This window comes from Streptomyces sp. NPDC006743, assembly GCF_040703815.1.
Taxonomy (GTDB): domain Bacteria; phylum Actinomycetota; class Actinomycetes; order Streptomycetales; family Streptomycetaceae; genus Streptomyces.
The window spans coordinates 14,305-26,945 of the sequence record NZ_JBEYJA010000006.1 but is presented as its reverse complement, the minus strand read 5'-3'; the positions used below and the strand labels follow the sequence as shown (position 1 = coordinate 26,945).

General features: G+C 70.5%; 10 protein-coding genes and 2 tRNA genes. 2 read left to right on the top strand and 10 right to left on the bottom strand.

What is annotated here, in order from left to right; all coding sequences use genetic code 11:
* Positions 1 to 38 precede the first annotated feature (38 nt).
* From ndk to ABZ719_RS07440, 4 genes are all read right to left on the bottom strand, one after another.
* Complete coding sequence (gene ndk / locus ABZ719_RS07455) at positions 39 to 452, bottom strand: nucleoside-diphosphate kinase (RefSeq protein ID WP_037854465.1); 414 nt, start codon at positions 450 to 452, stop codon at positions 39 to 41.
* A 55-nt stretch (positions 453 to 507) separates the two neighbouring features.
* Positions 508 to 915: a DUF4233 domain-containing protein gene (locus ABZ719_RS07450; protein ID WP_366724262.1), complete on the bottom strand. Its 408-nt coding sequence runs from the start codon at positions 913 to 915 to the stop codon at positions 508 to 510.
* Positions 916 to 921: 6 nt separating this feature from the next.
* Positions 922 to 2,442 carry a folylpolyglutamate synthase/dihydrofolate synthase family protein gene (locus ABZ719_RS07445; protein ID WP_366724261.1) on the bottom strand — a complete coding sequence of 507 codons (1,521 nt, stop codon included), beginning with the start codon at positions 2,440 to 2,442 and terminating at the stop codon, positions 922 to 924.
* A 305-nt stretch (positions 2,443 to 2,747) separates the two neighbouring features.
* Positions 2,748 to 5,372, bottom strand: a complete 2,625-nt coding sequence (locus tag ABZ719_RS07440) for a valine--tRNA ligase (RefSeq protein WP_366724260.1) — start codon at positions 5,370 to 5,372, stop codon at positions 2,748 to 2,750.
* 135 nt (positions 5,373 to 5,507) lie between these two features.
* Between ABZ719_RS07440 and ABZ719_RS07435 the strand changes: the two genes are divergently transcribed.
* Positions 5,508 to 6,590: a hypothetical protein gene (locus ABZ719_RS07435; RefSeq protein WP_366724259.1), complete on the top strand. Its 1,083-nt coding sequence runs from the start codon at positions 5,508 to 5,510 to the stop codon at positions 6,588 to 6,590.
* 72 nt (positions 6,591 to 6,662) lie between these two features.
* On the opposite strand, the gene clpX is transcribed toward ABZ719_RS07435, so the two are convergent.
* The 5 genes from clpX to ABZ719_RS07410 all read right to left on the bottom strand — a co-directional run bounded on the left by clpX (position 6,663) and on the right by ABZ719_RS07410 (position 11,720).
* Positions 6,663 to 7,949 (bottom strand): ATP-dependent Clp protease ATP-binding subunit ClpX, encoded by a 1,287-nt coding sequence (gene clpX / locus ABZ719_RS07430; protein ID WP_037854474.1) that lies wholly within the window; start codon positions 7,947 to 7,949, stop codon positions 6,663 to 6,665.
* A 169-nt stretch (positions 7,950 to 8,118) separates the two neighbouring features.
* Positions 8,119 to 8,799, bottom strand: a complete 681-nt coding sequence (locus tag ABZ719_RS07425) for an ATP-dependent Clp protease proteolytic subunit (protein WP_037854475.1) — start codon at positions 8,797 to 8,799, stop codon at positions 8,119 to 8,121.
* 57 nt (positions 8,800 to 8,856) lie between these two features.
* A complete protein-coding gene (locus tag ABZ719_RS07420; protein ID WP_051812654.1) occupies positions 8,857 to 9,462 on the bottom strand; it encodes an ATP-dependent Clp protease proteolytic subunit in 606 nt (201 codons plus the stop codon).
* A gap of 278 nt (positions 9,463 to 9,740) precedes the next feature.
* Positions 9,741 to 11,135: a trigger factor gene (gene tig, locus ABZ719_RS07415; protein ID WP_366724258.1), complete on the bottom strand. Its 1,395-nt coding sequence runs from the start codon at positions 11,133 to 11,135 to the stop codon at positions 9,741 to 9,743.
* 508 nt (positions 11,136 to 11,643) lie between these two features.
* Positions 11,644 to 11,720, bottom strand: a tRNA-Pro gene (locus ABZ719_RS07410).
* A 479-nt stretch (positions 11,721 to 12,199) separates the two neighbouring features.
* Between ABZ719_RS07410 and ABZ719_RS07405 the strand changes: the two genes are divergently transcribed.
* Positions 12,200 to 12,270, top strand: a tRNA-Gly gene (locus ABZ719_RS07405).
* Between the two features lie 135 nt (positions 12,271 to 12,405).
* Here ABZ719_RS07405 and ABZ719_RS07400 read toward each other — a convergent pair.
* Complete coding sequence (locus tag ABZ719_RS07400) at positions 12,406 to 12,600, bottom strand: hypothetical protein (RefSeq protein WP_037854478.1); 195 nt, start codon at positions 12,598 to 12,600, stop codon at positions 12,406 to 12,408.
* Positions 12,601 to 12,641 lie beyond the last annotated feature (41 nt).

Sequence of the window (12,641 nt, the reverse complement as noted above, 5' to 3'; positions counted from 1 at the left end):
GCCGGTGCCGGGGTCTCCCCCGGGCCGGCGCCCCGGGCTCAGCCGCGGCCGGGGAAGAAGATCTTCACCTCGCGCTCGGCGGACTCCTCGGAGTCCGAGGCGTGGATCAGGTTCTCCCGCACGATCACGCCGTAGTCACCGCGGATCGAGCCGGGCGCGGCGGCGATCGGGTCGGTGGGACCGGCCAGGGCACGCACGCCCTCGATGACCCGCTCACCCTCGACGATCATGGCCACGACCGGACCGGAGGCCATGAACGCCACCAGCGGCTCGTAGAACGGCTTGCCCTTGTGCTCGCCGTAGTGCTGCTCCAGCGTGTCCTGGTCCAGGGTGCGCAGCTCCAGCGCGGTGATCTGCCAGCCGGCCTTGCGCTCGATACGGCTGATGATCTCGCCGGTCAGGCCGCGACGGACCGCGTCGGGCTTGAGGAGGACGAGGGTGCGCTGGGTCACGGTGGACTCCTTCTGCTGTACAGATGTGCGGTGGCACGACCCTACAAGGTCTTCGTCACACAGCGTCAGCCGAGGCGGAGCCGGCCCCGGCGGCCGGCGTGGCCCCGGCCGGCTCGGCGCCCTCGGCCTCGGCGGCCTGGGCGGCGAATCTCGCCTTCGCCACGTCGATCTTCCTGCCGAAGTGCACCGACGCCCACCACAGCCCGGCGAACACCGCGCCCAGGAAGTACATCACCGGCACGACGAACCCGGAGGCGATCAGCGCGATCTGCAGCGCCCAGCCGAGCGCCACCCCGCCGGGCCGGTTCAGCATCCCGCACAGCAGCACGCACAGCACCATCGCGATGCCGCTGACCGTCCACACGGTCGACATGGACAGGTCCGGGTCCTTCATCGCGACCAGCGCGGCGAAGCCGATGACGAAGAACTCACCGATCAGAGTCGAGGAACACAGCGTACGCACGGAAAGTCAGCCCCTCCCGAGGAGCAGTCGGGCCTCACCGACGGTGATGACGGAACCGGTGACGAGCACACCGCCGCCGGAGAACTCGCCCTCCTCCTCGGCGAGCGTGATCGCCGCCTCCAGCGCGTCCGGCAGCCGCGGCTCCACCTGGACCCGCTCCTCGCCGAACACCTCCACGGCGACCGCGGCCAGCTCGTCGGCGTCCATCGCGCGGTGGCTGGAGTTCTGCGTGACCACGACCTCCGCGAAGATCGGCTCGAACGCCTCCAGCAGACCGCGCACGTTCTTGTCGCCGCTCGCCCCGACCACACCGATCAGCCGGCTGAAGTCGAACGCCTCCTGCACCGCCTCGGCCGTGACCCGCGCGCCCGCCGGATTGTGCGCGGCGTCCAGCACCACGGTCGGCGACCGCCGCACGACCTCCATCCGCCCCGGCGAACTGACCGACGCGAACGCCTTGCGGACCGTCTCCGCGTCCAGCGGCTCCGCGCGCTGCGCGCCCACCCCGAAGAACGCCTCCACGGCGGCGAGCGCCACGGCCGCGTTGTGCGCCTGGTGCGCACCGTGCAGCGGCAGGTAGACCTCCGGGTACTCGCCGCCCAGACCGCGCAGCGTCATGAGCTGCCCGCCCACGGCCACCTGCCGCGCCACGACACCGAACTCCAGCCCCTCACGGGCCACCGTGGCGTCGACCTCCACGGACTTCTTCAGCAGCACCTGCGCCGCGTCCACCGGCTGCTGCGCCATGATCACGGTGGCGCCCTGCTTGATGATCCCGGCCTTCTCGCCGGCGATCTCCCCCGTGGTGTTCCCGAGCCGGTCGGTGTGGTCCAGGCCGATCGGGGTGATCACCGCGACGTCACCGTCGATGACGTTCGTGGCGTCCCAGCTGCCGCCCATGCCCACCTCGACGACGGCGACGTCCACCGGCGCGTCCGCGAAGGCCGCGTACGCCATGCCGGTCAGCACCTCGAAGAAGGAGAGCCGGTACTCCTGCGCGGCGTCGACCATCTCCACGTACGGCTTGACGTCCTGGTACGTCTCGATGAACCGCTCGGCGGAGACCGGCGCGCCGTCCAGGCTGATCCGCTCGGTGACCGACTGCACGTGCGGGGAGGTGTACCGGCCGGTGCGCAGCTCGAAGGCGCCGAGCAGCGCCTCGATCATGCGTGCGGTGGAGGTCTTGCCGTTGGTCCCGGTGATGTGGATCGAGGGGTACGACCGCTGCGGCTCGCCCAGGACGTCCATCAGCGCGGCGATCCTGCTGACCGACGGCTCCAGCTTGGTCTCGCCCCAGCGGCTCGCCAGCTCCGCCTCGACCTCGCGCAGCGCCTTGTCGACCTCCGGGTCCTCGGGCCGCGCGGGCACGTCGGTGCTCGGCGGCCCGCCCTGGGTGCGCAGGGTGCGGCTGCCGGCCTCGATCACCGCGAGATCGGGGTCGCGGGTCGTCTCGGCCTCGATGATCTCGTCGAAGGAGTCCACGGGATCGGGCTGCTCGCTGTCGTCGTACGGGGGGAGGTCGCTCACGGAGCCAGTGTACGGAGCGGGCGGGCCGGACGCGGCGCCGGTGCGGGGGGTGGCGGCCTGAGCCGGCGTCGGCGCGGGACGGCGGGGCGGGGAGCCGTGGTGGTGCGGGGGCGGCCGGGGGCGGTCCGGGCCGCGTCGGTGCGGGGGGGCGGGGCGAGAAGGGGGTGCCGACGCGGAGGTGGGCGCGGTGGCCGCGCGGCGGCGGGCGCGTCGCGGTCTCCCGCGCGGCTCCGCGCGGGCCCCAAGGAGCGCCGAAGGCCCCGGGAGCCTTCTCGGTCCCCGGGGCCTTCAGCGGCGTACGGACGTCACGCCTGCGGCAGCCGCTCCAGCTGGGCGGTGATGCGGGCGATGTCCTCCTCGGCCTTGGCCAGCCGCGTACGGATCTTGTCGACCACGTGGTCGGGCGCCTTCGCGAGGAACGCCTCGTTGCCGAGCTTGCCGTTCGCCTGGGCCTTCTCCTTCTCGGCCGCCGCCAGGTCCTTGGCCAGCCGCTTGCGCTCGGCGGCCACGTCGATCGTGCCGGACAGGTCCAGCGCGACCTCCGCCCCGGCGACCGGCAGGGTGGCCGTGGCGGTGAACGCCTCGCCCTCCGGCTGGAGCCGCAGGAGCTGGCGGATGGCGGCCTCGTGCGGGGCGAGCGCCGTGCCGTCCAGGGTCAGCCGGGCCGGGACGCGCTGGCCCGGCTGGAGGCCCTGGTCGGCGCGGAAGCGGCGGACCTCGGTGATGACCGACTGGAGCGTCTCGATCTCCCGCTCGGCGTCCGCGTCCCGGAAGCCGCTGTCGGCCGGCCACTGGGCGACGACGACCGACTCACCGCCGGTGAGGGTGGTCCACAGCGTCTCCGTGACGAACGGGACGACCGGGTGCAGCAGGCGCAGCGTGACGTCCAGGACCTCGCCGAGGACCCGCTTGCTGACCTCGGCGGACTCGCCGCCCGCCTGGAAGGTGGTCTTGGACAGCTCGACGTACCAGTCGAAGACCTCGTCCCACGCGAAGTGGAACAGCGCGTCGGACAGCTTGGCGAACTGGAAGTCCTCGTAGAACGCGTCGACTTCGGCGACGACGGAGTTGAGGCGGGAGAGGATCCAGCGGTCCGTGGCGGACATCGCCGACGGGTCGGGCAGCGGGCCGTCCACCGTCGCGCCGTTCATCAGCGCGAAGCGGGTCGCGTTCCAGATCTTGTTGGCGAAGTTGCGCGAGCCCTGGACCCAGTCCTCGCCGATCGGCACGTCGACGCCGGGGTTGGCGCCGCGCGCGAGGGTGAAGCGCAGCGCGTCGGAGCCGTACTTGTCCATCCAGTCCAGCGGGTTGACCGCGTTGCCGAAGGACTTCGACATCTTCTTGCCGAACTGGTCGCGGACCATGCCGTGCAGGGCGATGGTGTGGAACGGCGGGGTGCCGTCCATCGCGTACAGGCCGAACATCATCATCCTGGCGACCCAGAAGAAGAGGATGTCATAGCCGGTGACCAGGACGGAGTTCGGGTAGAACTTCGCGAGCGACTCCGTCTGCTCGGGCCAGCCGAGGGTGGAGAAGGGCCACAGGCCGGAGGAGAACCAGGTGTCCAGGACGTCGGTGTCCTGGTGCCAGCCCTCGCCGGTCGGGGCCTCGTCGTCGGGGCCGACGCAGACGACCTCGCCGTCCGGGCCGTACCAGACCGGGATGCGGTGGCCCCACCACAGCTGGCGCGAGATGCACCAGTCGTGGAGGTTGTCGACCCAGTCGAAGTACCGCTTCTCCATCTCCTGCGGGTGGATCTTGACCTTGCCCTCGCGGACCGCGTCACCGGCGGCCTCGGCGAGCGGGCCGACCTTGACCCACCACTGCATGGACAGGCGCGGCTCGACGGTGGTCTTGCAGCGCGAGCAGTGGCCCACGGAGTGGACGTAGGGGCGCTTCTCGGCGACGATCCGGCCGTCGGCGCGCAGCGCGGCGACGATGGCCGAGCGGGCCTCGAAGCGGTCCAGGCCCTGGAAGGGGCCGTGCGCGGTGATGACGGCGTGCTCGTCGAGGACCGTGATGGCGGGCAGGTCGTGGCGGCGGCCGATCTCGAAGTCGTTCGGGTCGTGGGCCGGGGTGACCTTGACGGCGCCGGTGCCGAACTCCGGGTCGACGTGCTCGTCGGCGACGACGGGGATGGAGCGGCCGGTCAGCGGCAGCTTGACGAGCTTGCCGACCAGGTGCTTGTAGCGCTCGTCGTCGGGGTGGACGGCGACGGCCGTGTCACCGAGCATCGTCTCGGCACGGGTGGTGGCGACGACGATGGTGTCGTCCCCCTCGCCGTACTTCATCGAGACCAGCTCGCCGTCGTCGTCCTGGTACTCGACCTCGATGTCGGAGATCGCGGTCAGGCAGCGCGGGCACCAGTTGATGATGCGCTCGGCGCGGTAGATCAGCTCGTCGTCGTAGAGCCGCTTGAAGATGGTCTGGACGGCCTGGGACAGGCCCTCGTCCATGGTGAAGCGCTCGCGCGACCAGGCGACGCCGTCGCCGAGGCGGCGCATCTGGCCGGAGATCTGCCCGCCGGACTCGCCCTTCCACTGCCAGACGCGCTCGACGAACGCCTCGCGGCCCAGGTCGTGGCGGGACTTGCCCTCCTTGGCCAGCTCGCGCTCGACGACGTTCTGCGTGGCGATGCCGGCGTGGTCCATGCCCGGCTGCCACAGCGTCTCGAAGCCCTGCATGCGCTTGCGGCGGGTGAGGGCGTCGATGAGCGTGTGCTCGAAGGCGTGGCCCAGGTGGAGGCTGCCCGTGACGTTCGGCGGCGGGATGACGACGGTGAACGGCGGCTTGTCGCTCTTCTCGTCCGCCTCGAAGTAACCCCGCTCCACCCAGCGCTCGTACAGCGGCCCCTCTACGTCGGCCGGCGCGTACTGGGTCGGCAGTTCGGTGTCGGGCGCTGGTGGCTGCTGCTGAGCGTTCTCGGTCACGGGGTCAGTTTAGAGGCGTCACGGCGCTGTCCCGAACCGCATTCTTCTGTAACGGTGCGCACCCCGATGGCCTGCACCCGGCGGGCCTGCGCCAGGATGTCAGGAACGCATAAGCATCTGGAGGGGAACCCCGTAATGAGCTACAACCAGCCGGGCCCGTACGGCGGGCAGCCCCAGCAGCCCGGACCGTACGGCCAGCCGGGCCCCTACGGCCAGCAGCCGCCGCAGGCACCGCCCGCGCAGCCCGGCTACGGCTACCCCCAGCAGGCCCCGCCGCCCCAGCCGCAGCCGCAGCCGGGTTACGGCTACCCGCAGCAGCCCCAGCAGCCGCAGCCCGGCCCGTACGGCCAGCAGGCCCCGCAGCAGCAGCCGGGTCCGTACGGCCAGCAACCCCCTCAGCAGCAGCCCGGTCCGTACGGCCAGCAGCCGCCGCAGGGCATCCCGGCGCAGGCTCCCTACGGCCAGCAGCCCCAGCCCCCGTACGGCCAGCAGCCGCCGTACGGCGGCATGCCCCAGCCGCCGGCCGCCGACAGCGGCGGCGGCCGCGCCAAGAAGACGGCGCTGATCATCGGCGCGGTCGCGGTCGTGGCGGCGATCGCGGTGGGGGCGTACATGGTGATCGGCGGCGGTGGCGGCAGCTCCGTCGCGGACGACGGCCCGCACAAGCTGGTGACGCCGGCGACGGTGCTCGGTGAGTACAAGAAGAGCGACAGCGACGCCTCAGACGGCATGACCAAGGACGACCTGAAGGACGCCCAGGCGTGGGGGGTGAAGAACCCCAAGGACGTCAGCGCGGGATACATGGCCGGTCAGGGGCTGACGCAGAAGATGCTGAACTTCAGCGGTGTCTACGGCACGATCGACGACCCGGAAAAGGTCGTCGACGCCATGTTCTCCAAGATGAAGTCGGAGTCCGAGAAGGACAAGGGCAGCGACGGCACCAAGGGCGAGCTTGAGGGCAGCCCACAGAAGATGTCGCCGTCGGGCTTCGACAACGGCGTCATGAAGTGCCAGAACGCCAAGATCACCAATGAGCAGGCGCAGAACGGCGCTCCGAAGACGATGAGCGTGCCCATGTGCATCTGGGCGGACCACAGCACAGTCGCCTACGTGCTGCCCATGGACGTGGCCAAGATGGCGACCGGAGGCGGCATCTCCCTCAAGGACGCGGCCGACCTCGCCGCCAAGCTCCGCAAGGAGGTCCGGGTCAAGATCTGACACCGGCACCGCACAGGGATGGGCCCCGGTCGAGCGACCGGGGCCCTTCCCTGTGTGCTCGTGCGCGGGCGGCTACGCCGTCTTCTGCTCCCCCGCTCCCCGGCCGCGGGCGTCGCGGGGGATCAGGGTCGGGTTGACGTTGGAGAGGACCACGTCGGCGGTGATGACGACGCGGGCGACGTCCTTGCGGGACGGGACCTCGTACATCACGCCCTGGAGGACCTCCTCCATGATGGCGCGCAGGCCGCGCGCGCCGGTCTGGCGCAGGATCGCCTGGTCGGCGATGGCCTCCAGCGCCTCCCGCTCGAAGTCCAGCTCGACACCGTCGAGTTCGAACAGGCGCTGGTACTGCTTCACCAGGGCGTTGCGCGGCTCGACCAGGATCTTCAGCAGCGCCTCGCGGTCCAGGTTGTGGACCGAGGTGATGACGGGGAGGCGGCCGATGAACTCGGGGATCATGCCGAACTTGACCAGGTCCTCGGGCATGACGTCCTCGAACTGGTCCTTGGCCTCCAGCTCCCTCTTGGAGCGGATCGTCGCGCCGAAGCCGATGCCCTTGGCACCCGCGCGGCCCTCGATGATCTTCTCCAGGCCGGCGAAGGCACCGCCCACGATGAACAGGACGTTCGTCGTGTCGATCTGGATGAACTCCTGGTGCGGGTGCTTGCGGCCGCCCTGCGGCGGGACCGAGGCCGTGGTGCCCTCGAGGATCTTCAGGAGGGCCTGCTGGACGCCCTCGCCGCTCACGTCCCGGGTGATCGACGGGTTTTCGCTCTTACGGGCGACCTTGTCGATCTCGTCGATGTAGATGATCCCGGTCTCGGCCTTCTTGACGTCGTAGTCGGCCGCCTGGATCAGCTTCAGGAGGATGTTCTCGACGTCCTCGCCCACGTACCCCGCCTCGGTCAGCGCCGTGGCGTCGGCGATGGCGAACGGCACGTTCAGCATGCGGGCCAGGGTCTGGGCCAGCAGGGTCTTGCCGGACCCGGTCGGGCCGAGCAGGAGGATGTTGGACTTGGCCAGCTCGATGGCGTCCTCGCGGCCCTGGCCGCCGCCGTTCTCGCCGGCCTGGACCCGCTTGTAGTGGTTGTACACCGCGACGGACAGGGCTTTCTTGGCGGCCTCCTGGCCCACCACGTAGCCGTCCAGGAACTCGTAGATCTCGCGGGGCTTGGGAAGCTCCTCCCAGCGCACCTCGCTGGTCTCCGCGAGTTCCTCCTCGATGATCTCGTTGCAGAGATCGATGCACTCGTCGCAGATGTACACACCGGGCCCTGCGATGAGCTTCTTGACCTGCTTCTGGCTCTTGCCGCAGAACGAGCACTTGAGCAGATCGCCGCCGTCACCGATGCGTGCCACGGTGTGCTTCCCCTTCGCCTGGGAGACGCCTGGACGCGTTGAGTCCAGCGGCTCCTGGTGCTGCCTTATGTCGACGGTACCTTGCCGGGCCCCCCGTTCGGGCCCCCCTTGGCACGGTTCACTTCGACGTGACCGCGCCAAGGGGCGACGGGCGGGTGCGGTGTCCGCGTCAGCGGACGGCGGCGTTGTTCATCTTGCGGGTGGAAATGATCTGGTCGACGAGCCCGTAGGACAGGGCCTCCTCGGCCGTGAGGATCTTGTCGCGCTCGATGTCCTCGCGGATCTTCTCGATCGGCGTGGTGGAGTGCTTGGCCAGCATCTCCTCCAGCTGCGCGCGCATCCGCAGGATCTCGTTGGCGGCGATCTCCAGGTCGGAGACCTGGCCGCGGCCGGTCTCGCTGTAGGGCTGGTGGATCAGCACGCGCGCGTTCGGCAGGGCCATGCGCTTGCCCGGCGTGCCGGCCGCGAGCAGGATCGCGGCGGCGGAGGCCGCCTGGCCCATGCAGACCGTCTGGATGTCGGGCTTGACGAACTGCATCGTGTCGTAGATGGCCGTCAGCGCGGTGAAGGAACCACCGGGGCTGTTGATGTAGACCGAGATGTCACGGTCGGGGTCCATCGACTCCAGGCACAGCAGCTGCGCCATGACGTCGTTGGCTGAGGCGTCGTCGATCTGGACGCCGAGGAAGATCACGCGCTCCTCGAAGAGCTTCGCGTACGGGTCGTACTCGCGGACGCCCTGGGAGGTGCGCTCCACGAAGCGCGGGATGACGTAGCGGGACTCGGCCGTGGGGCCGGTGTACTCGGCACGCGTACGGTCGTAGATGCCGCTGCCGGGGAAGTCGTTCACGATGTCTCCTGGAAAGGGGCTGGGCGGTCGGCCGGGGGCTGGGCGGGCTGAGTCGGCTCAGGCCCCGGTGCCGCCGCCGCCCGGCATGCCGGCGGCGTGGGTGATGACGTCGTCGATGAGGCCGTACTCCTTGGCCTCGTGGGCGTCGAACCAGCGGTCGCGGTCCGAGTCGCGGGTGATCTGCTCCACCGACTGGCCCGTGTGGTGGGCGGTCAGCTCGGCCATGCGCTTCTTGGTGTGCAGCAGCCGCTCGGCGTGGATCTTGATGTCGGAGGCCGAACCGGCCAGGCCCGCGGAGGGCTGGTGGATCAGGATCTCGGCGTTGGGCAGCGCGAAGCGCTTGCCGGGCGTGCCCGCGCTCAGCAGGAACTGGCCCATCGAGGCCGCCAGGCCCATGGCGATGGTCACCACGTCGTTCTTGATGTACTGCATGGTGTCGTAGATCGCCATACCGGCCGTGATGGAACCGCCGGGGCTGTTGATGTACAGGAAGATGTCCTTGTCCGGGTCGGCGGCAAGGAGCAGCAGCTGTGCGGTGATCTTGTTCGCGATGTCGTCGTCCACGGGCTGCCCGAGGAAGATGATCCGCTCGCCGAGCAGCCGGTTGTAGACCTGGTCGCCGAGGCCACCACCGATGGAGGGCTCGCCGGCGGCGGAGGGCATCAGATTCGTCACGTATCCACCTGCTCGTCTTACGACGGCGCCGGGCCGTCTCACGTGTTCTGCCGGGGCGTGGGGCCGTCCGGCCGGTTCCGGGGACTCCCCTGCCCTCGTATTCATGGACCCTAACGCGCGGGCCCCTTCGGGGAATCCCGCGAAGGGGAGTGTTCGCCGGGGGCGTAGCGCCGGGGCCCTCGGGGCGGGGTGGCCAGGTGTGACGACGGGCCCTGGGGAACATGCCCCAGGGCCCATCGTACGTACGTCGGAGACGCCGTGCCGGATCAGGCCTCGGCCTTCTCCTCGCCCTCGCCGTCACCCTCGGCGGAGACGGCCTCGGCGGTCTCGCCCTCGGCGGCCTCGTCCTCCTCGTCCTCCAGGTCGACGATCTCGCCGTTGGTGTCCTTCACGGTCGCGGCCTCGACCACGACGGCCAGGGCCTTGCCGCGGGCGACCTCGCCGACCAGCAGCGGAACCTGGTTGTTCTGGACGACCGCCTGTGCGAACTGGTCGGGGGACATGCCGGAGGAGGCCGCGCGGCGCATGAGGTGCTCGGTCAGCTCCTCCTGGCTCACGTTGAGCTTCTCCTTGTTGACCAGCTCGTCCAGGACGAACTGCGTCTTGATGCCCTTGACCGCGGCGTCGCGGGTCTCGGTCTCGAACTCCTCGGCGGTCTTGCCCTGGATCTCCAGGTACTTGTCGAGGGTCAGGCCCATCTGACCGAGCTGGTGGTGCTCGAGGTTGTGCTTGCGGGTGTTGATCTCGTCCTCGAGCAGCTTCTCGGGGACGGGGACCTCGACCAGCTCGAGCAGCTTGTCCAGGACGCGCTCCTGGGCCTGCGTGGCCTGGTCGTACTGCTTCATGTTCTCCAGGCGCTTGCGGCTGTCCGCGCGCAGCTCCTCGAGGGTGTCGAACTCGGAGGCGAGCTGCGCGAAGTCGTCGTCCAGCTCGGGCAGTTCGCGGGCGGCGACCTGGGTGACCTTGACGGTGACCTCGGCCTCCTTGCCAGCCGCGGAGCCGCCCTTCAGCTCGGAGGTGAAGGTGGCCTCGCCACCGGCCTCCACGCCCTTCACGGCGTCGTCGATGCCGTCCAGCAGCTCACCGGAGCCGATGGTGTAGGAGACGCCGTTGGCGATGCCGTCCTCCAGCACCTCGCCGTCGACCTTGGCCTCCAGGTCGATGGTGACGACGTCGCCGTCCTCGGCGGCGCGCTCGACCGGGCTGGTCGAGGCGAAGCGCTCGCGCAGCTGCTCGACCGCCTTGTCGACGTCCTCTTCGGTCACCTCGATGGCGTCGACCTCGACCTCGATGCCGGAGTAGTCCGGGATCTCGACGGTCGGGCGGACGTCGACCTCGGCGGTGAAGTTCAGCGTCTCGCCGTCCTTCAGCTCGGTGATGTCGACCTCGGGCTGGCCCAGCGGGTTCAGCTCGGCCTCGTTGACCGCGTCGGTGTAGAACTTCGGAAGCGCGTCGTTGACGGCCTCTTCCAGAACCGCACCGCGGCCGAACCGCTGGTCGATGACCCGGGCCGGGATCTTGCCCTTGCGGAAGCCCTTCACCGTGACCTGCTGGTTGATCTTCTTGTACGCCGCGTCGAGGCTGTCCTTGAGCTCCTCGAAGGGCACCTCGACAGTGAGCCGAACCCGGGTCGGGTTCAGGGTCTCCACGGCGCTCTTCACGGTTCGGTCTCCTTGTGGCTGACTTCTTGGATTTCGCCGGAGCCAGAGGGTTGTCCGGCGGATTAGCCGCCCGGAGGAGTTCGTAGGCCAGGAGGCCGGACACACGGGCGCGCAGTCTGCATAGTAACCGCAGCCGGTCAGCGCCCCAAAAGGCGATCACGGGAATCACGGGAATCGGCTGTGTGCACGGCGTGTCCGTGGGCGGTGAGGGCGGGGAACCCGGCGTGGGGGGGGCGGGTGACGGCGGTCGTGCTGGGGCGCCTGGCGCGTGGCTGTCCGGGGTGCCTGGCCGTACGGGGTGGCTGGCCCTTCGGGTGCCTGGCCGTACGGGGCGGCCTTTGCGAGCGGGGGGGCCTGGCCGTACGAGGCGCCCGGGCGGGTCGGGGTGCCGGGGTCCGGGCCGCTTGCGGGCCGACCGGGTGCCTGGGGTCCGGGCCGCGTGCGGGCCGGCCGGGGCGCCCTGCCCGTGCGGGGCGCGGGCGGTGGCGCCGGCCCGGTGGCCGGCGGATGGTCGGGGTGGCGGGATTTGAACCCACGGCCTTCCGCTCCCAAAGCGGACGCGCTACCAAGCTGCGCCACACCCCGTCTGGTGCGACACGTAGGGTACATGGCCGCAGGCCGCGCGACCGCGTAATTCCCTCCCGGGGGGTGCGGGGGTGGCCCCTTGCGGGGCTGTGCGGCTCGGTGGGACAGGGCGCCGTACGGGGGCTCCGCCCCGGACGCCGTTTCCCCCCCACCCACCCGGATCGGTAAGGAGCAAGGTGCCCTCCCGGGGCTCCGCCCCTGCGCCCCTGCGCCGGACCGGGTCCGTGCGGCCGGTCCGGGCTGGGTGTGGACCGGGCCCATGAGATCGCGCCATGCGGGGGGAATGGACGGGCAGGGGGCCGCGAGGGGGCGGGCGCCTTGCGGCCGTCGGGAGGGGGCGCGGGGCCGGGCGGGTGCGGGCGCGCGGGCGTGATGCGGGCGGTCGCGCGGGCGCCGGGCCGGAAGGGGTGTGCGGGGACGGGGCCGGACCCGCTACGATGCCTGTGTGCCGCGGTCGGTCGATCAGCGGCGCGTTGTGTGCGGGCGTAGCTCAATGGTAGAGCCCCAGTCTTCCAAACTGGCTACGCGGGTTCGATTCCCGTCGCCCGCTCTGTCCGGCCAGGGGCCGGGTCCGGGGAGTGATCTCCGGACCCGGCCCCTCGGCGTTCGCGGGGCGAGGCGGGGCAGGCCGAGCCTGCCCCGGACGGGTCGGGTCGGGCCGGGCCGGGTCGGGGTCCCGTCCGCCTCAGAAGTTGATCGAGTTGATCGTGTCCGCTATCGAGTTCATGAAGCGGTTGATCGACGGGGCCATGCCGGTGGAGGCGAGGAAGAAGCCGAAGAGGACGGCGACGATGGCCGGACCCGCCTTGATGGAGCCCCCTCGGAGCAACACCACCAGGATGATCGCCAACAGCAGCACCACTGACAGTGAAATGGCCACAACTGATCACACCTTCGGTCGGTCCGCTCTCCCGGCCCGGG